Origin of the sequence: Paenibacillus allorhizosphaerae (assembly GCF_042659105.1) — a bacterium.
GTDB lineage: Bacteria > Bacillota > Bacilli > Paenibacillales > NBRC-103111 > Paenibacillus_G > Paenibacillus_G allorhizosphaerae.
Window position 1 is genome coordinate 961,625 of record NZ_JBHSRV010000002.1, and the last position, 20,241, is coordinate 981,865.

The following is a 20,241-nucleotide window of genomic DNA, read 5'->3' on the forward strand; positions in this document are numbered from 1 at the left end:
AAAGAATAAAAGACAAACGCACACAAAGACAAGGAGTGAAGTTATGAAATTTCTGCTCACATCTGGAGGCATCAATAACAAAAGCATACACGACGCGCTTGTTGACATTCTGGGCAAGCCGATCGCCGACTCCAACGCTCTGTGCATCCCCACCGCGATGTACGGACACCCCTGGGTCGGCCCCGGCGTCAAAGCCTGGCAGTTCATCAGCGGGAATTCCGAGGATTCCATGGTCGACCTGGGCTGGAAGTCCGTCGGCGTGCTGGAGCTCACAGCGCTGCCAAGCATCGACGAAGACCGCTGGGTGCCGCTGGTCCGGGAGACGGACGTCCTGCTTGTGGCGGGCGGCGACGCCCTTTACCTGTGCCACTGGATGCGGCAATCGGGGCTGGCAGACCTCTTGCCGTCGCTGCACGCAGTCTATGTGGGACTGAGCGCCGGGAGTATGGTGATGGCACCTAACATCGGAGAATTCTTCGTTGGCTGGACTCCACCTAACGGTGGCGATGAAACGCTGGGACTGGTTGATTTTGCAATGTTTCCGCATCTGGATCACGAAATGCTGCCGCATAACACAATGGCTGCTGCAGAGAGATGGGCCGCCGGGATGCAGGGGCCGGCGTATGCGATTGATGATCAGACCGCCATCAAAGTGATCGACGGGGCAGTCGAAGTTGTTTCCGAAGGGCATTGGAAACTTTTTTCGCCCTGATATTACTCCGCTGTTAACATATAAGATAACTTGCTTGATTGGTGGAACCTTAATGAGTCTGGAAGAAGGCAATTTAGAAGAGTTTGTGATTAATTGGTTACCGGACTAGAAAAAAAGATGAGTACAAACCAGCACTTTTTTGGAACCGAGATGATTCCGCTGTTTTAGGGGTTATCGTTCTGCCTGAACGATTTGGAGAACGAACTTGAGATTGATTAATTGTTGAGCTAACGGAGAACGCTAGCTCAATCATGACACGACGGCAGCTGGCCAAACGACCGGCTGCCGTTTCCACGATAACTGTCAGGATAGTTGAAATAGCGTCTGAAATCTGCCACCCAAATTAATCCAATAATGTGAGACAATATATTTTGTAGAACTATAATAGGAATAGACTGAGGTGATTTTTTGTTAACCTTTATTTCGGAAATACCGACTGACAAAAAAATCAGCGGAGTTCACTGTGTTCCAATTTTAGACAACGGCAATATTTTAATGGGCTGGGATAAAGGCGAGAAAGTTTTAAATTGGAGGTAGACTGAATAATAACGAGTCCTTGGATGAAGCTCTGAACAGAGAGGCTTTGGAAGAGGCAGGCATAGAATTAAGCAATGATAAAATCCCATTTGCTTGTTGGTATTGCAAGGATTAAAAGAATTGTTGAATTGCCAAAAGGATATGAAACAACAGGATACGTAATCACTAATATTGAAACCGCATTAGAAATGATACAGAAATTAGAAGGACGCAAGGAGCGAATCGCAGTAATAAAGAGAGCAGGAATTTTATCAGGTTGGTACGGGGAATAAGCAAATTTATTGAAGGACCGGATACGATAGCTGAAAGCAGCATGGTAATTTTCTAACTAAAGGAGACACACAAATGCTCGAGCCTGACAAGAAGAAATACTTCCTTTCACCCAATCAGATTGTAAAGTTGATCGATTCCCAAGAGGGCTGCATTGCAACGGACCGAATAACGGTTGATGGCTGTAAGGTCGGTTTCATGTATAGAGAAGAGCCATATCAAAATGGGCGGCCCGATAGTGGATGGCGATTTATGGCTGGGGATGAAGATCAGGAATACATGGATAACCCTAATAATCATACCGTTTACCAGGTAAATACGATATGTAACTACGATCCCGAAATAATCCCATTCTTGGATTCATCCCCAGGTACTGCCTACATTCGAGGGACAGATGGGAAGTTTGAACTTGATGAGGAGTGGGAGAATCCAGAAGACTGAAGAAATTGTTATGATTCGTAGAGCGTTGAACTCCCTCGGTACGATTTAGTTTTCTCACGAATGCTCGCTAAGGGAGACGAAGCTCAATAAACAACCAGGAAGAAGCTGCCAGCTCGATCGGCGGCTTCGTTACGTTAACAGGCATATGGCGGATTCCTTGGGAATCGAGGCTATCTCCGGAGCTGTCTTGATCACACAATCACTATCATTAATCACAAATTCCAATAACTTACATGAAATCGAAAAATGAGTTGTGATACGAGCATATCATCTTAATGAGGGGTGGGGCATGAATAACTCGTTTTCGAAATCTGCAGAAATTCGCCGCAAAGAAAAAACTATTTGAACACGAATGTTCTCTAGGATGAACTACCAGGTGAGTCGCGGAATGAGGGAACTAATTACTGTTGTTTATGCGGAAGCCACTCTCTTTAATGATAAGGATACGGCTAATTCTTTTGAGGTTCAATTCTATCCCAACGGCAAGTAACAACATCAATTTGTGTATTTTGATTAGATTATGAAATAATACCAGTGCAAATTTGGCGACTCAAAGAGTCGCTTCTTTTTTTGTACGTATTTCCTCGCAATTTACTACTGCTGTCGGACGACAAGAACCTGAGTCTTTTGACGAAGTAAAGTGGGGGCACTCAGCTAAAGGGCAGGATACTTTGGAAATAGACGGTAATGTTTGATGGGTGAAGAATTACATATTTGAATCAGTATGCTCATGGAGGCACGAATGGATAGTAAAGTTGCGTTAATGATAATTGATGTACAGGTGGGTATGTTCAACGAGAACAATCCTGTATATAACAGCGATGGGTTATTGCGAAACATAAAATTACTTATTGAGCGAGCTCGCTCTTCTAAAACTCCAATCATCTATATACAACATAGCGCAAGACCTGGGGGAGCATTGGAAATTGCTTTGTTCTGTGATGGGAAAACTTTGGCATGTAATGTAAAATAAGGGGGATTGAGCTTTTTTACGGATTGATTGGTAAACGCCCGAATGACTGCGGTCGTTCGAAAGGTGCAATCAGCTGGAGGTAGGAACAAATTGGACAATGATAATATCGTCAGCAGCTTAGTCAAACAAGCGCGATCTGGCAGCCGCGAAGCGTTTGACGAGCTGGTGTTGCTTCACCGCCGGCGGGTCATGGGGATTGCACGCGCAATAGTTTCCGATTCGTCGACAGCGGAAGATATAGTTCAGGAGACGTTTCTGCAAACGTTCATGCATTTGCGCAGTCTGAATGATCCGGAGAAATTTGTTCCGTGGCTTGACCGCATCGTTAGAAACCAGTCATTCATGCGGCTTCGGAAAGAAAAAAATCGAAGGCGGTTTGTCGCATTGCATGGGAAGCCGAACGGAACTCATGAAGACGAAGGCGATTGGATCGCGCACGATAGCGACTATACTCGCGGGCTTACCTACGACTTGGACCCTGCTGAGCTGCATGAAAGGCAGGAATTGTTGCGGCAAACCGCATCGTTGCTGTCCGTCTTGACAAACCGGGAGCGTATCGTATTTACGGAGCATATTTTCGGCCATAAATCGGCGGCGGAAATTTCGGAAAATATGAGGATCAAACCAAGCAATGTCTATAACCTGCTCTCCCGCGCCAAAACAAAGTTGAAGCAGGAGACATTACAGCAGGAGCTTGAGCCGTATTTGAGTGAGCGGCGCGCTGCGGGCAAACCCGTGAGCATACTGCTGCCGGGGCAGCCGCTGCGCTGGGATCGGGGTTGTTATCATTCCTTCCTTTCCATTACATGCGAAATGCTGCATCTCATCCCGAATGGCCGTACCTATAGCTTAACCGATATATCCGGATTGACAGGCCATGCATTTCGTTTATGTATATCGCCGGATCTTGGTCCGAGCGGGTTTACCGGCTTTGATTGGCCGTCTATGGTCAAATCGTCATGGCGTAATTTGGGGTTCACTGTGAAAACGGAAGGACGGCCAGGCAGCGTTGTGCCTGACGTCGAGACGGCTGCGAATGCGATCCGGCTCGTTCAGCAATCGCTCGAGCACGGCTATCCTTCGATGGGGTGGAATTTAAGCGCTGCGGAATTCGGCATGATTTACGGATATGACGATGATGTCCGTCAATTGACGGTTGCCGATATTTCTGGGCCGAACCGGAGGCTGGCTTATGCCGAGCTGTGCACGCTGAACGGCTCGCCGGAGCTTTTTGCGGCAGTCGTTACCGGTCCTGATCCGGATATGAGAGCCCCAGACGGCAAGCTGCTGCTCGGCAAAGCGGTAGTGCAGTCGCTCTCGGCGGCGGTTGCACATATGCGGGGCGAAGAAAAAGAGACGCGTGGATATGTATCGGGGCTTCGCGCATACGACGCCTGGATCGAAGCGTTTCGTACCGGCGCGTTTATAAACAAGCTCGATCATGCGATGAATGTGCTGCTCGTACTGGAAGCGCGGCACCATGCCGCGCGGTTCCTTGACAAACTTCAGGCGGATTTCATCAGTAAGTTTGGCAAATCAGGAGCCTCGGAATGGCTGCAGCCGCTGCAGGCGGCGCAGGCGTATTACGAAAGATCGGAACATTGCTGGCATGCGCTTGCACGACGGTTTTCATATCCGGACTGCGGGAACCCATTCGACCCCGGCGAAGCCGCCGCCGCCATCAGGCTGCTTGAACAAGCTAAAGATGCGGAGATGCATGCAGCAGCGGCATTGGAAGGGTGGGTGCAGCGGTTTTCAGAGGGAATCATCGGTTTGGAATATGAACGTGCCCCAAAATTTTTTACTTAAACGATCCTTTTCTTTGATAGAAACGGGCGCCCCATGCATCTGGACAGATGAAGGACATATTATCGAGTGGAGGAATGGGATCGATGAATGCAGCGGAGCTTGTGTTGGAATCGTTTTTTTTGAACGTAAAGGAAATGGTGCGTACGGTTAAATTTTACCGCAAGCTGTTCGGCATGCCGTACCGCGCCGGGGTTAGGATCAAAGTGTACGGCTTGAAAATGGAAGGGGGCACCTGGGTAAATTTTGACCAGCATCGCGATTTCATGCCGAACCTGAATCCCCAGTATATGCTCGCAGCCGCCGACGTGCAGGAGGCTTACCGCTTTCTGCAGGAAATAGGGGCGGATATTGCCGGGCCGATCGTGAGAATTGCAGGGTATGACGCCTTTCCTTTCCGGGACCCGGACGGCAACGTACTGATGATCGGACAAGCGGCCGCCGGAGGGGAAAGCAGCGGGAAGACGCCGGGCCATGCCGTGGAAAACCGGGTAACCGCCGCCTTTATCCCGACCGAGCATATTGCCGCTTCCGTAGCGTTTTACCGGGAGCTGTTCGGACTGCCGCCGCAGGACGCCATAACGGAGGATACGTATGTGTTGGATATGCAGAAGGGGGCGAAGCTTATTTTCGTGAAACAGGAGCGGGTTGAAGCGCCGGAGAAATACAACCGGGTTCTATTTCGAAGCCAAAACATAGCGGCCGCCCATACGTTCGCGGTGGAGCGGGGTATACGTCTTCATCCAGTGAAGGCGTATCGGCCGGGTAACGGGATGCTGTATATGTACGATCCGGACGGGCATGTGATCGTTCTTATGGGCGATCCCGGCGTTCGCGTCGAAGGTGGCGGAGCAACAGGAAACGAGCCTTTTTCGCTCCCGATTTCCGGTGGCGATGAGCTGCTGTCGGGAGCGGCGTCCATCGGCCGAACGGAAGCGGGCGTGATGGAGCTGACCGGCCCGATGGACCGGGGAGCGGCTCGTACGCGCAAGCTGTACAGAACGCCGCTGGAAATATCGGCCGAGGTCCGAACGGATACGGAATCCCCGTATATTCAGCTGTACTACGGGCAGCACGGCAAAGTGATCCTGAATTGGGATCACTGGGAACTATCGCCTTCGGAGCTTGTGTACCAGCATCCGTCGATCAACGAGGAATTCGGTTACCCCGGCATCGGACGGGTAGACCGGGGCGTATGGTCGGAGATTACATGGCGGATCGAGGAAACGTATGCCGAAATTCGCGTAAACGGCGAGCTCCGACTTCGCCAGCCCGGGCACTTTGCCGATCTGATCGGAACGGCCGGCATAAGTGCCGGCAAAGGTTCTGCGATCGCGGTTCGCAGCTTTGCCCTGCGAGAGCTACCGCCGTCGCGGGGGCCGCATCCCGAACTGCAAGTCCAAGGCGGCGATATCTTGGTGCCGGCACCCCAATGTTACCCGACGCTGACGAACGAAGGGCTCCGGCTCACGTGCACGACAGAACAAACGCAAGCATGGACACAGCGCATCTACACGGCACCGCTGCGTATTGAAGCGCAAGTCATGACCGACCCGCGTGAAGCGATCGTTTCTTTCGCTCAAGGCCGCGTCGTATTGAACGGCTTTGACCGCGACGGTACGATTGAAATACTCGATCCCGCAACGAAGCAGGAGAGCTGGAAGGAAGGAACGGGAACGCTTCCGCTGAATGAATGGGTTACGGTTACTTGGGAGCTGCATGCAACGGAAAGCAGGCTCCTTGTGAACGGCAGTTTGTGGTATTCTGGGCCAGGGAGCTACAGCGGCTTGTCCGGCAAAATCGGCGTAGGCCCGGGCAGAGGCTCCGTACTTTATGTGAAGTCGCTTTCGGTTACGCCGTTTGCATAGCGAGGTGCGGTCGCAGTTGTTTCGCAAATAACCGGTACTGAAACAGCTCTTGCGAGCTCTGAAATCATCGAAGACGGTGACGGCCGCCAAATCGTAGGACACAACAATATCTTGCATTAACTTTAATTCATTGAATGCTAGCTCGGGTATTATGAGCTTATTAAAGATGGAAGCACCATCTCTCGCCGAAAGGCTTGAGCTGGTGCTTCCTTTTTTTATTACCAATAACCGACAACTTTAAAAAGAAGCTGTTTAGCCATACCAATCTTTATGAATTTGATAACAGAAGATTGTTTGATTGGGTCGTAAATCGATTCACATCCGATTTGTGTTTAAATTATTTCTATCAATGGCTTGAAATTGCAAAAAAAGGATCCGAACAAATCCGTGTTCCTGATTGGAATCAAGTTACAAGGATAATAGAAAATAGTATCCCCATGATGATCTTTAAAACAAATCCAATGTATATGAGCCACAGGTTATCCAGATAGTCACAAAAAAAAATCAAGAAATATAGAGCTAGAAAAAAATAATTAACGACATAAAATGTCCTAACAAATCAAAACGAGTAAGGCAAGAATTGCGAAGTATGAATTCGTTCACGCCACTAAGTGTATCTATGAAAAATTTCGAAAAACCTCAAACAGAAAAACAAATATCTTTACGAAGTTACGTCGATCAATACGTATCCAGGCTCACAATTTAAGAACGTAAAATGCATTGAAACCCATCGCAACTAGCGATGGGTTTTCGTCTGTCGGGAATGGGATAAGGTTCTTGTCATCCGACATTTGCCGAGGTAAGTGACCACTCCTTCTATTTCATTTTCTATTACGTAAAACTCAAGTTAGACGAAATCATAGAAATAGGAACCCATGTTTGGTATAATGTATGTATGTATTGATCGAACTTTATGAGATTCCCCACGAAATAATAGCAGAATAGTTGATATATTTAATATTATCGTTTATTTACACCTGTGCAAGAATCTTATAGTATATAGATAAATGTAAGCGCATTCAAATTGGAATTGTTGGATTGCTGAGAAGATTCAATAGTGAGATAAATCGGGAATTATTATTGATGACGCTCAGTATATCGGATGCAACCAGATCAGCAATATCAGGAAGTGCGAAAGAAGAGAAACTTTGGAGAATCGCGTACGGCCTCTGCGGGTGATGACGTTCAATGATCGCCATATCGATGGTACAATGAAAAGCCCGACATGATCGGGACGCTGGAAGGTCTCCTCGTTGGCTGTCTGATCTTAAAGTGGATTGGCGTAGGGCGGGATGGTGGCAGTCAAGGGGAATTCATGGTGATTTTCTATAATGCGCCGGCACCGTGTGCCTCAAGCCGCTGCAGGAATCCCATTTCTGGCTGTCGGATACTCCAAAATGAGCCAGGCTCCAAAAGCTGTGGAAACGACTAGACTTCAATACGACAGCGGACAGTGAAGCCTATCGGCGGCTTACTGAGGAAGGAAAGATGAATGATACCGTCTTGGATGCAGAAGAACGATTAAACCGTGAGACGGGTACCTTCCACAACGACAGGGGAGGTGGAACCCCTACGATCGACTGGATTTTATTTCGAGACGATATGACGGTGAAGTGCAGTAAGAAGGTTACATATCACCGCAATGGGGAATACCCGAGCGACCATTACCCGGTGATGTTAGACGTCGTACTGGGACTATCGAATGTAAAACGCTAGGAGGTAAGTATGTTGAAAAAAAACCGTAAACCCGTCATGGCTTTGTTTGCTTTCATCTTTGCATTCAGTCTATTACTCGCCGCGTGCATGAACCATGCGAAAGCATCGGACGCTTCCGGTTCGCTCCGGATCATGACGTTTAATTTACGAACGGCCAACGCGACTGACGCTCAGCCTTGGGAGAAGCGGCGCCCCGTCATGAAGCAGCTAATTCAGACAGAAAAGCCGGACGTTATCGGAACCCAGGAGGGGATCTACAATCAGATCACCGATCTCGAAGCGGACTTGCCCGGCTACAGCTGGATTGGCGTTGGGCGCGAGGGCGGAAAACTGGGCGAGCATATGGCGATCTTTTACAATAAAGAACGTCTGAAGCCGATGGAGCAGGATCATTTCTGGCTGTCGGATTCTCCGAATGTGATCGGTACGGTCAGCTGGGGCAACAATATACCGCGGATGGTCACGTGGGTTCGTTTTCAGGAGATACATACGGGCAAGACGTTTTATATGGTCAACACACATCTTGATCATGCGTCGGAAGCTTCCCGCCAAAAGAGCGCGCAGCTGATTATCGACAGGCTGAAAGCATTCGATCCGGAGGTTCCCGTCATTCTGACCGCCGACTTTAACACGCCGGCCAGCGGTGCCGTATTCAAGATCTTTACTGAACAGGGCGCCATGCAGGATGCATTTGCGTCTGCTCACCAGCGTGTGAATGATTCGATTGGAACGTTCCATAATTATTCGGACCCGACCGGCGGAGGTAGCTCGCGACGCATCGACTGGATTCTGAATCGCGGCAAAATCAACGTCGTCCGCGGCGAAACGGTAACATTCAACACGTACGGGCAATATCCGAGCGACCACTACCCGGTGATGGTAGATCTGGTGCTGCAAAAGACAAGCAAATCGACCGCAGAGGAGACGGTTGCCAAGCAGCCCACATCGACCGCGCTGCTGATTACGGAAATCGTGCCGAATTCGAACGATAAGGGCAACTATAACTATGTGGAAATCTATAACAGCAGCAATAAAGCGATCGACCTGGAAGGATACAAAATATATTATTATTACGATCCCGAAGCGCCTTTCGATAAAGCGAAAGCGAACAAATGGACGATCACCGAAGATCAATCCGGCGCGGGAACGGTCATTCAGCCGAATGAAACAAAGGTGATCTGGATTAAAAAGCAGCCCTGCTGCTATAACTTCGGCATTGAGCAATTCCGCGCGAATTATGGTTTATCGGAAGCCGAGTTTGGGCCGCAGCAGCTGCTCGCCGTGTTCACGCCGGGCACCAATCAAGGGTTCAACGGAGTGGCAACCAATGGCCGCGCCATAAGCATCACGTCGCAGGATGGGTACCATCTGATCGGAGCCCAGTACAACAAAGGAATGCTGGACGTAAAAGCGAATGAATCCGTAACATATACTGATCCACTCCATTTGACAAGTATCATGCAAAAGCAGGCCGGGAATCAGAAGCCGACGCCCGGTATATCAAATACAGGACGACGGAACGGAACCGAAAATTAAAACGGGAAACCCTATGAAGCGAGTGCGTAGCTCGATGCTAACGCCGTTTCATAGGGTATTTTCTTTTGATGCAGAAGCAACTTCTGATGTTGCAATCGTATCGCGGCCAAGCTTCGGCTTTAAAAATCGTCGTGACAGAAATCGTATCCATGTAAGGATACATGGACTTTTACCATTCTTGGATTTACACACGTATCATAAATACTTTATTGGGTGCTACCACTACGGTATTTATTATCACTATATTTCCTTTTTTTCATTATTTGGTTAATCAAAAAACAAAAAAACAAAAACAAGATTTAACTAAAGGGATACGATAGTTGAGATAATCAAATGAAGCGGAGCTGCTGAGAAGATGGCCGGCTATGGGGAGAAATGGGTAGCGAGTCTGTGGATGAGAAGACAAGGTTATCGCTATAGTTAAAGGAAGAAATTCAGGTGCATCATTGAAGTCGATTCTATTTGGAGGGGAAACATTATGTGGAATCCGGATTCATACTTGCAGTATTTGTACGACAGTACAAAGCCCGCGGAAACGTTCAAGGGAAGTTCGAAGGCTGAGTGGTACAAATGGAAGGAAGGCTTCAAACACCGATTTGTTGAATTGTTGGGCGGCTTTCCGGAAAAAGCGGCCGACCTGTCTCCCGTCCTGATGGAATCGACGGATTGTGGCACTTATATAAGGCAAAGGATACAAATTCAGACATTTGAGCGGCTGCATATGCCACTGTATGTGCTTATCCCCAAGACTGGGAACGAACGTCGACGGGCTGTTATTGCATGCCATGGACACGGCTACGGGAGCAGGGATATCGTTGGGCTGAACCCTGACAGCTCGGTCAAAACAGGCGATATCGGGTATCAGAAAAATTTTGCCGTTGAACTCGTCAATCGCGGATTTCTCGTCTTCGCGCCGGAGCTGCTCGGATTCGGGGATCGTAAGCTGACGGAGAACGCGAAGGACGCCAACTCCTGCAATCGGGTTTCCAGCTTTTTGCTTGCAATGGGGAAAACGATGGCTGGTTATCGGGTATACGAAACGATACGATGCGTTGACTATTTACTGACAAGAAACGATATCGATGCGAGTCGCATCGGCTGCATGGGCATCTCTGGCGGAGGGTTGGTCTGCTCGTATACGGCAGCGATCGATGAGAGGATTTCGGCGGCGGTTGTCAGCGGATTCGCTAATACGTATCAAGCGAGTTTGTTAACCATTCACCATTGTATATATAACTTTGTGCCGGGACTTTCACTGGCGGCGGAGATGCCGGACGTGCTCAGCCTGATCGCTCCGCGGCCTCTGCTTATTGAAGCGGGTAAGCAAGACCACATTTTCCCCGAACACGGCACACGGAAGGCTTACGAAAGGCTCGCAGAGGTTTATGCTTTACTCGGGTACCGCGACCGGTTAGCGTTAGATTTGTTCGACGGCGAGCATGAAATATCCGGGCGAATAGCTTACGGTTGGTTGGATCGCCAGCTGTAATCGATGTGAAGGAGATGGCCGAGGAGCCGCTACGTGGCGGCTCATTAATACTTTTAATGTTTAACGATCCTAACTTGCAAATTAAAACCGTTCCAGAAAGAACAGCATTTCTTTTAGTTGATTGTGATGAATCATCGGCTGATTAACATGTTGTAGAGAACGAGATAAACTCGGCACTTAGCATCGCGAGGGAGTCGGGCATGAAAATTGTTTATTTTTTCAACGCTATTTATGGGGTTGGGGGACCAAATGATGTAACAACAAAGATTCATGGATTAGACTTTCTTGAGAATAGTTGGAAACCTTTGATTCCTACATTCAATCCGCTCATACAACCGCTCGATAATGAGGCAATTATTCCAAAATCGCATAAAGATGGATTCAATGGAACTGTGCTCGATTATTATCTAAAAACATGGAACATTGATACGTTAATCACTGTTGGTTTCCATTTGAAATCGTGTCTATTCCATACTTGCGTAGGCGCTCGACATCATAATTATCGGGTTGTCATGTTGAGAGATTGTACAAATTCAAGTGAATTTCCAGACACCGTTGATGATAAAAATCCTGAAGGTGGTTGGTTAAGGTTTGTGTTTTTAAGAATTTATGAAACCGATATTGGTTTTACCTCGACATCGTACGATTTGAAGAGGGCTTTGCTCAACTAACGGAGAACGATAGCGTGGAGCTGCTAAAAGGACAGCTCCTTCTTGATGTTCATTGAAGTAACGGGCAGGATAATGCGACAATTTCCAAGCCAAAATCGTCAAAACGATTAAGAAGGAGGGAGGATTTATGCGTTTTATTATTATGCTTTTTGCACTCTCGTTCTTATTAGTCGGTTGAGGGGATAAGCGACCAATGCCTAATCTCAATATAATGATGAAAACATTACTTATGCACTTGGTTCATACTTCAGGAAGTCTTTAATTAAAACTGTTCATTCGGACGCTGCCGCTCCGCCGTTCTTGGTCAAAGATAAAAAGCCAAAATCAGTTGCCCCCGAATCAATCTTATCAATAAAATTTAACAAGACACCTGAAAAAATGACCATTTCTGAATGGAAAGATGATAAAGAACTGAATCCAATTGAAATAAAGAATAATACGTTTCAGCTTCCCAAAGAAAAAGGTACTTATATTTACTCCATTCGTTCAAAATGGAGTAATCGTAGTGGCATATACGCTTTCGTAGTTAAGATTGAATAAAACATGATTTCAAGTCATTAAGCTCTACGATACGAGAGCTGAGATTACGTGGGCCTTACTAGAGGATTGGGAAAAAAATAAGGTTCTCTCAGTTCTTTCATTAAGTTAACGGGCAACGATAGTATGGAGCTGCCGCAAAGACAGCTCCTCTTCGATGTTCATTGAAGTAACGGGCAGGTTAGTTCATTATATTAACACAGGATTTTTAACACATTCACAAAGAGGGCAAGGATGTTTATTCGGAATATATTTAAGTTATGGGTTGAAAATCCCGATGAAAGTCTGATTCCTTGTCCTTCTAGTGCAATATTCACGAGTCAGAAAGCTGTTAGCGTGACAAGACCTTTAACTGGCTCGATATCGTTCCAAGGTGAAAAGCTTCGTGAATCAGTTTGAAGTTTAACAACTCTCCCGATGTGTTGAATTGGAACGGTCCTAGGGCAAACGGAGTTGAAAGCTTCTCGCCAAGCATTTCAGGTGTCACCTCGGATAGGCGGGAAAGCTGCGCCATTAACATCTCGACCAACTCTTCCTTCGATGGAGGAGCAAACGTCCAGTCTAGTGGCTTTGTTCCAGAGCTAAACAGCGTACAATACGAATCCGGTAAGGCCGACGGGGAGCCGAAGCCTAGGGTAGAATACATATCCATCCAATAAATCATATGGCCGACATTCCAACGGATTGTATTGTTGAAACCTGCCGGTTGAATGTCGAACAGTTCCTCAGGGATAGCCTGCACCTGCTGCAGCAACACATGACGTGCGGTTTTTGCAGTGTTGATAATCATTTCAGACATGTTGATTCCCTCCCTTTGCAGTGAGAAGCGCTTGATATGTTCCTAGTATAGGTCTCACGGAACCTTCCATCAATGCAGTAGGTGTTACCGGAACGTTAAGTATAAGTTAACGATTATTCATTGACAGAAAATGGAGAGGGAATGACAATAATCTTTGACATGCACTCAGTACTGCAATTGAAAGCAGGGTTAGCAATGGAGTTAAAACAACTACAGTATTTTATGGCGATTTGTGAAGAGCTTCACTTCACGAGGGCAGCCGAAAAAATGGGAGTCAGCCCACCCAACATTAGCCAGCAGATAAGGAGATTAGAAGAAGAACTAGGAGTACTGTTGTTCGATCGTGTGGGAAAATCAATTGTCCTTACGGAAGCGGGATCGATTCTTCATGAACATGGTGCTGCCGTGTTCGGGCATCTGCAGCAAGCGAGCGACGCCATTGCTGATTTGAAGCAGATGCAAGGCGGATCACTATCCATCGGCGTTTTACCCGGTGACGCGGATCTCTTGTTTAATGCCTTGCTACTGAACTTCCACCAGACCTACCCCACCATCTCGCTGTCCCTTCTAGAAACCATGAAAGTAACAGAACAAGTTCTGGACCGAAGCATCGATGTCGGCGTAACCATTGGACCTGTTACCGATGGACGTCTCACGTCAATTCCCCTGTTTCAAGAGGAGTTCTCACTGGCGGTGAGTATAAATGATCCCCTTGCCGCGGAGTGCTTCATCCCCTTGAACAGGCTGGATGCCTTGAAGATGGTCATGTTCCCACCCGACCATCAATACCGTAAGCTGATCGACCGCTTTTGTATGGACAGCGGGTTTACTCTGAAGCCACATATGGTGATGACAACGTTACCCTCTATTCTCCAGATGGTACAGAGCGGAGTTGGCACATGCGTACTGCCGCGAATGCTGCTGCATAACATTAGTAATCCAAATATCAAAGTCGTGCATCTGAGGAATCCTACGCCTTCTTTGGACATTTGTCTGATCTACCGCAGAGACAGATATGTCGGATACGCCATGCGCTTGTTCATCAAGACTTTGAAAGCCTACATCGAGAATGCGATTACAAGCATGTGGAGGTAAAACCAACAATCTTGGGTTATTTCAAGGCAGGACAACATTATGGAAGGTTTGAAACTCCACCTGAATGGAGTTGGAGCTCTGACAAAGTTAGCGAAGAAATATGGAAGGACTTAAAGTGGAATTGTTGAAGTAACGGGTTACGATAGTATGGAACTGCCGCTAGGGCTGCTCCTTTCTGATGTTATTGAAGTAACGGCCAGTAATCCTTCAGTAAGTTATGTTAAAATATAGATGTAATGAACAATTTGAGAAAATGAAGGGTGACCTCTAAGTAATGAGCAAAAAGTATAAGCTTGGGGATGTATTTAGGTTCTCTACTGAAAAAACTGAAATCATTGCTTATGGAAGAATCACTATGTTAAATAGACCATCAATTTTAATTGAAATTTTCAATACTGAGATAAATGGTAAAACAGATTTTAGTAAACTTAGACCGGTTATGACAGTTTGGGCAACAGATACCGGACTAAAGAAAGGGGTATGGGAGATTATCGATAATTTGCCCGTGAATCCCCATTACGAAGAGCCAAAATTTATTAGACATGATGCTTTTACGGGAAAATTGATGATTGTGGATGGCAACGAAGTTTACGAGGCCAATGATGACAACACTCATGGTGCTCAGCCCTTCGGAATATTCGGGGATGTTGCAGTAGAAAAGCGATTTTTACATGAATTGAATAAATAAAACCTAGTTTTCTGAACTAACGGGTTAGATAGTTCAGTGATCCAGGAGCAGTTTGCCGTCGCGGCAGCTGCTCCTTCTGTCGTTAAGCTAAATGGCAGATTAATGCAAGAAAGGGATTTAAAAAGAACGTACTGAATATTTTATAAGTATTGTTTCGAAGTATGTGTTTCACCAATTGTGATAAAAGGTGGTGATTTCAGTAATCAAACGAGTTAATCTACTGTTTATTGCCTTTATGTTCTTGGCGGGTTGTACCCATCATGTGCCCAACCAAACAACCAAGGATCCAGTTGTTTTGCCCAAATCGCAAATGATACAGGATTGGAACGTATCCTTGATTTCCATATCAAGCAAAAATAATCTGCCGACTTATGAAATTGAACTGACATACAAAGGTGATACAAAAGCTGAAAATACTGTAGTCGAAACAGGAAATGCCATTTTTAAATTACCTTTAATCGAAAAAAACCATTATACGCGTATTGGTTCAATGTATTCTTCAAATGAGAAGCAAATTCAAGTGGCAGTCACATGGAATGAAGGAGACCAAGGCTTTAAACAAACTGTACTATTTGATGTATAGCTCTACACTATATCGGTTCGTTACTAGTTTTAAATCATTCCGCTAACGGGTAACTATAGCTTGACGAAAAACGTCACAGAACATTCCTTCTGTGACGTATTTTTATTGCTTCGAAATCAAGCGCGGCTTTGAAGTACCGAGCGAACGGCTTGGAATGCTGAACTGGTTTTCTTATGAAAATAACAATCTTTGGGGAAACGGATTGATTCATTACAATAAAGTGTTGTTTTCAAACCCTTTGATATAACTTTGATTCTCAGTGAAAACGGATTTTGTAAATTACAATAAAGTGTTGTTCTAATTGTTTAAAGTATTGTATTCGTCCCTTTAGAGAAATCTAGCATTTTGGTATTCTTAACCTATTTGTCATAGACGCATTAGATTTATCTTGATTCTTAACCGAGAAGACTATAAATCCCGACTATTAGCAATCCGATAAAAATGATCAGAATGAGAACTCCCCAAATGGTCAATCTGCCTAGTCGCTGTCCAATCCTGTGAAAAATGCGTGCCCACATGAATAAAACCTCCTCTGAATTATAAATTTTTCTTTTTGTACACATACATTGAGATGCACCAAGATAAAAGCAATAAAATCAAACCACCACCAAGTGCCCATAGCAAAACTGATAAGCTATCCGAATTGAGCAGATTGCGAAGTGACAAACCAATGTTTACATTTGTCCATTCCATGATTCGTATCGCCAACAATCCGACGCCTCCGACCGAGAAGATAACGATTAAATCGAGCACTTGTACAAGACGTGAACCTGTAGCGAAAAATAGCGGAAAATAGATGGCGTAAAACACGAGAAGGATCAAAATAGTCATAATCGTCGACTGCGTACTGAACCAAGGCAATTCCTGAGCGGGCAACACAATTCCGGCCAACCAACGCCATAATGATGTGAGTAAAAACGAAATGCTCATAAACATGACAATTCCCACGTATTTGGCAGTCACTATATCAATTCTTCGCAGTGGGAAAGAAGCAAGCATACGGCCATTATTGTTTTTTTCATCCGACTTGCTCGCGACCACAATCAGAAAATGACTGAATATCGCGGCAGGAACGGATATCGGCAATCCTTCAAATGCACCGAGAATAAAAAAGAAGAAACCGACAAACACGAACCCGAGCGCAATAAACTTCTTTTGAATTCGAATATCCTTCACAAGCAGTTGAACCATCTATATCTCCTCCCTTGTGTAGAAAAGGATATCGTCCAGGGATGGTTTCTCCACAGTCACCTGATTGCCAAAAACGTCTTCGGAATAGCTTTCTTTTGCGATTAAGCCTTCAAATCCTAACGCATTTTGCTGTATACCTGAAAATGTGTTCCCGAAGCGATTTGTTTTCAACCATTCTAAAGGTCCCTTTACAAGCACATACGAATCAATCAGTTCTTCTTTGCTTCCGCTAAATTTTAATTGCCCATGGTGAATATAAACAATATAATCGGCAATGCGTTCCAAATCCGTGCTGATATGGGTGGAGAAAAGAACGGACCGTGTACCTTCCTGAATATATTCGCTTAATATGGACAACACTTCTCTTCGGAATACCGGGTCAAGGCCCGATGTCGGCTCATCCATGATCAACAAATCAGGTTCATGCGCCAAAGCAGCGGCTAACGCAAATTTTGTTTTCATCCCTTTGGATAAATCGCGAATTTTTCGCCTTGTAGGCAATTGAAAATCATCTAAGTACTTCCGAAACGCCGATTCATTCCAAGTCGGATAGAACGATGATACGATTTTCTTCATCTCATTAACTGTCAGATGATTGTAGAAAAAATCCTCATCATATACGAACCCGATTCGCCGTTTAATGTCTCGTTCCTTATTTCGATAGGATTGGTCAAATACGAGTACCTCTCCGAAATCAGGTCGAATCAGATTCATGATGGAACGAATCATCGTTGTTTTGCCCGATCCGTTCGGACCGATCAAACCGGTAATATAGCCGCTATGAATAGGGAAGTTCAGATTTTTAAGGGTAAACTCTCCGTTCCGTTTGGAAAAATGACGGAATTCAATGACATTCATGACTCGTTCTCCTCCCCGTATAGGATTGTTACTAAATTCAATAAATCTTTTCGCGTTAAGCCAATATTACGACTTTCTTTAATTGTTATTCGGATCTGGTCTTCTAAAGCGCGGTATTTAATCTCTCGTATCGATTCTTTGTTGCTGCCAGAGACAAACGTCCCTTTGCCGGAAACGGAGGTTACTAGTCCTTCCTGTTCCAATTCGTCATATGCCCGTTTCGTCGTGATCACACTGATTTTCAGGCTTTGGGCAAGATTGCGAATAGACGGCAAAAGTTCTCCTTCTTGAAGCTGTCCAGTTAATATTTGGTTTTTGACCTGTTCCTTAATTTGCACATAAATCGGTTCTCCTGATGTAAGGGATACGGAGAGATGCATGTTCTCCCTCCTTCCTTTAGTGTATATATCGTATATTAACAGTATATATGTATAATAAAATGCTTTCAAGCCTTTTTTTATGGCTATAGAAATCCTCGGTATGTTCAGCAATAAAATAAAGCGCCCCATTAAGGACGCTCTCCTGAATATCTCGTATAATGGCGGACATTCACTTTACTGGTTCAGAGATTCTTTAGGCGAATTCAACATATCTACGCACCCGACGTCCAAATCCAAGTCCAAAACGACGGAAACCTCAATTTTATCTTTGAGCAACTTATTTTTGAAGGCGTTGCCGTCCGCCGTGAACGTCATAAATCGCGCAAAGTGTTGAAACAAAGGATTTCTACGTATCGATTCGTTATATTCCATCACGCACTCCACATGTGTCGTATGAGGGAACATATCAACCGATTGAACTTCCTCAGTCTGATACCCACTATCTTCAAGAATTCACAACTTATAGACTTTATTTTTCAGTTACAAATAAGATTTAACGCATTCATCAGAACAAAACTTTTTTGTAATTCTGTTGTTCTGAACAATACTTTATTGTTCAGAATAACACTTTATTGTAATGAATCACGGATCAGTGCTTGAACTGCAAAATTTGCTCATTGCTCTGTTGAAACTGTTTGGCCAACATAACGATTTGTCCCGTATGATAGCTGTAATGGTTCGCTAGACCAAACAGGACGAACAGCGTTTTTTGCGGCTTGTAGGTTGGATCGGGGCTGTAGTTCGGGCTGTGCTGCAACATACGCTGCCAATCATCCGGCTTGAAATACATAGGAATTTCTTGGTCCAGCTCTTGGTCGGTGACTGCCGCCAATATTTCTTTGGATTGTGTCCTTACAAGCCGCAGCTTCTCCAAAAGCTCAGCCGCACTTAAGCCGCCTTCGGTTGTGAATTCCAGCGTCCGCTCGCGGACCAACTCTTTGCCGCCGATCGCGCTCGAGACGCGCTGGTATTCCGCCCCCGCCAAATGCAAGCATAAGTTACCGACACTGTTGGTAGATTCGCGGAAGCGCCTCCAAACAAGCTCATCCGACAAACCTTGAAGTGATGCGCTTATCTTTTGTAAATCTCCATCCATCATTTGCAACGTGAATGCGACTAAATTGTTCATCCGCGTTCCTCCCGCACCCCGCAATTGGATCCAAAGTGTGGCTCAACTTTGTGGGGTTGATATAATTCCATTGTAGCATAGGTTTGAGGGCTCGGTAAAAGGAATAGAGGAAGCAATCATGAAAAGTTGGCTTAGACAGAATGACAGAATGATACAAAAAGGAGCGACAAACAAACTTGGGGCAAACAAATTAACTGAGGTCCTTGCTCAGATCGTTTATCCGAAGCCGATTTGCTCCGCCAGGAGAGTGACGGAGTGCTTTCGCGACTGGGTAGGACGGATCGTGGAGATTCCAGCTGTTGAGAATAATAAAGATTTAGACTGAAAATAAAGTGTTAGACTAGGAAAATAAAATTGTAGACTGAGAAAATAAAGTATTAGGCTGACTATGCTTCATTAAGCTACCACGAAAGAACGGATTAACTTTCATTCTCTGTGGTGCAGCGCAGGATGCATGGATGGCTAACGGGAACGATAGCTCAATAACTACGCCAAGAGGCCGCCGTGGACGATCGGCGGCCTTTTCCACGCTAACGGGCAGAATAACGCAACAATGATGGATGAAATTTATCGCTAACTTCGTATCTGTCATATTCATTCCTGCACGTAAACAGTTCTCTGGATGCGGGTTTAAACAGACCTACAGACGCGTTACAAACCTATTGTTCTGATGTAACATCAAGATGATGAAATTTTGTCAATGGAGACGGTGGATCGTTCGGGTAATTGAGGATTACAACGTTAAGCTTATGTTTCTAACGAATGCCCGATTTCATAACGTTTAGAAAGTTTTAATATGCTCCCAGCCTAAATGAGATTTGAGGAAATGAGGAAAATAAATGCCGAGATTAGAACGAAATAAAGATAACCGAACGCCAATTGAGCGGTCGGCCTCACGATTGATGAAGATGCGTAGAATCTGCGGTTATGGCGCCGCCGTAGCGGTGACGCCGTATCTGCTG

At 45.7% G+C, this 20,241-nt stretch carries 18 protein-coding genes; 13 read left to right on the forward strand and 5 right to left on the reverse strand.

Annotated features, from left to right (window positions below):
- The first annotated feature begins 43 nt into the window (after positions 1-43).
- From ACFQI7_RS13170 to ACFQI7_RS13215, 10 genes are all read left to right on the forward strand, one after another.
- Entirely contained in the window at positions 44-712 is a 669-nt protein-coding gene (locus ACFQI7_RS13170; RefSeq protein ID WP_218103180.1) for a Type 1 glutamine amidotransferase-like domain-containing protein, read from the forward strand.
- Positions 713-1,268: 556 nt separating this feature from the next.
- Positions 1,269-1,364: a hypothetical protein gene (locus tag ACFQI7_RS13175; RefSeq protein WP_329958303.1), complete on the forward strand. Its 96-nt coding sequence runs from the start codon at positions 1,269-1,271 to the stop codon at positions 1,362-1,364.
- Positions 1,365-1,594: 230 nt separating this feature from the next.
- On the forward strand, positions 1,595-1,960 hold the full coding sequence (locus ACFQI7_RS13180; RefSeq protein ID WP_218103181.1) for a DUF2185 domain-containing protein: 366 nt from the start codon (positions 1,595-1,597) through the stop codon (positions 1,958-1,960).
- Positions 1,961-2,702: 742 nt separating this feature from the next.
- Entirely contained in the window at positions 2,703-2,933 is a 231-nt protein-coding gene (locus tag ACFQI7_RS13185; protein ID WP_218103182.1) for an isochorismatase family protein, read from the forward strand.
- A gap of 90 nt (positions 2,934-3,023) precedes the next feature.
- Positions 3,024-4,742, forward strand: a complete 1,719-nt coding sequence (locus ACFQI7_RS13190; RefSeq protein ID WP_218103183.1) for an RNA polymerase sigma factor — start codon at positions 3,024-3,026, stop codon at positions 4,740-4,742.
- Between the two features lie 83 nt (positions 4,743-4,825).
- Complete coding sequence (locus ACFQI7_RS13195) at positions 4,826-6,607, forward strand: VOC family protein (protein ID WP_218103184.1); 1,782 nt, start codon at positions 4,826-4,828, stop codon at positions 6,605-6,607.
- 1,416 nt (positions 6,608-8,023) lie between these two features.
- Complete coding sequence (locus tag ACFQI7_RS13200) at positions 8,024-8,323, forward strand: endonuclease/exonuclease/phosphatase family protein (RefSeq protein ID WP_218103198.1); 300 nt, start codon at positions 8,024-8,026, stop codon at positions 8,321-8,323.
- A gap of 9 nt (positions 8,324-8,332) precedes the next feature.
- Positions 8,333-9,859: an endonuclease/exonuclease/phosphatase family protein gene (locus ACFQI7_RS13205; RefSeq protein ID WP_230415730.1), complete on the forward strand. Its 1,527-nt coding sequence runs from the start codon at positions 8,333-8,335 to the stop codon at positions 9,857-9,859.
- Positions 9,860-10,337: 478 nt separating this feature from the next.
- Positions 10,338-11,348: an alpha/beta hydrolase gene (locus ACFQI7_RS13210; RefSeq protein ID WP_218103185.1), complete on the forward strand. Its 1,011-nt coding sequence runs from the start codon at positions 10,338-10,340 to the stop codon at positions 11,346-11,348.
- A gap of 164 nt (positions 11,349-11,512) precedes the next feature.
- A complete protein-coding gene (locus ACFQI7_RS13215) occupies positions 11,513-12,019 on the forward strand; it encodes an isochorismatase family protein (protein WP_268966868.1) in 507 nt (168 codons plus the stop codon).
- Positions 12,020-12,887: 868 nt separating this feature from the next.
- Here ACFQI7_RS13215 and ACFQI7_RS13220 read toward each other — a convergent pair.
- Positions 12,888-13,355, reverse strand: a complete 468-nt coding sequence (locus ACFQI7_RS13220; protein ID WP_218103187.1) for a DinB family protein — start codon at positions 13,353-13,355, stop codon at positions 12,888-12,890.
- Positions 13,356-13,550: 195 nt separating this feature from the next.
- On the opposite strand from ACFQI7_RS13220, the gene ACFQI7_RS13225 reads away from it, so the two are divergent.
- The 3 genes from ACFQI7_RS13225 to ACFQI7_RS13235 all read left to right on the forward strand — a co-directional run bounded on the left by ACFQI7_RS13225 (position 13,551) and on the right by ACFQI7_RS13235 (position 15,721).
- On the forward strand, positions 13,551-14,450 hold the full coding sequence (locus ACFQI7_RS13225) for a LysR family transcriptional regulator (protein WP_218103188.1): 900 nt from the start codon (positions 13,551-13,553) through the stop codon (positions 14,448-14,450).
- A gap of 274 nt (positions 14,451-14,724) precedes the next feature.
- A complete protein-coding gene (locus tag ACFQI7_RS13230) occupies positions 14,725-15,138 on the forward strand; it encodes an Imm26 family immunity protein (protein WP_218103189.1) in 414 nt (137 codons plus the stop codon).
- Between the two features lie 262 nt (positions 15,139-15,400).
- Positions 15,401-15,721: a hypothetical protein gene (locus ACFQI7_RS13235; RefSeq protein ID WP_218103190.1), complete on the forward strand. Its 321-nt coding sequence runs from the start codon at positions 15,401-15,403 to the stop codon at positions 15,719-15,721.
- Positions 15,722-16,258: 537 nt separating this feature from the next.
- On the opposite strand, the gene ACFQI7_RS13240 is transcribed toward ACFQI7_RS13235, so the two are convergent.
- The 4 genes from ACFQI7_RS13240 to ACFQI7_RS13260 form a co-directional block, all read right to left on the reverse strand.
- Positions 16,259-16,912 carry an ABC-2 transporter permease gene (locus ACFQI7_RS13240; RefSeq protein WP_218103191.1) on the reverse strand — a complete coding sequence of 218 codons (654 nt, stop codon included), beginning with the start codon at positions 16,910-16,912 and terminating at the stop codon, positions 16,259-16,261.
- Entirely contained in the window at positions 16,913-17,770 is an 858-nt protein-coding gene (locus tag ACFQI7_RS13245) for an ABC transporter ATP-binding protein (RefSeq protein WP_218103192.1), read from the reverse strand.
- Entirely contained in the window at positions 17,767-18,150 is a 384-nt protein-coding gene (locus ACFQI7_RS13250; protein WP_218103193.1) for a GntR family transcriptional regulator, read from the reverse strand. Before ACFQI7_RS13250 ends, ACFQI7_RS13245 begins: the two co-directional genes overlap by 4 nt.
- A 589-nt stretch (positions 18,151-18,739) precedes the next feature.
- Positions 18,740-19,279, reverse strand: coding sequence for a DinB family protein (locus ACFQI7_RS13260; protein ID WP_218103194.1), 540 nt, complete (start codon positions 19,277-19,279; stop codon positions 18,740-18,742).
- Positions 19,280-20,241 lie beyond the last annotated feature (962 nt).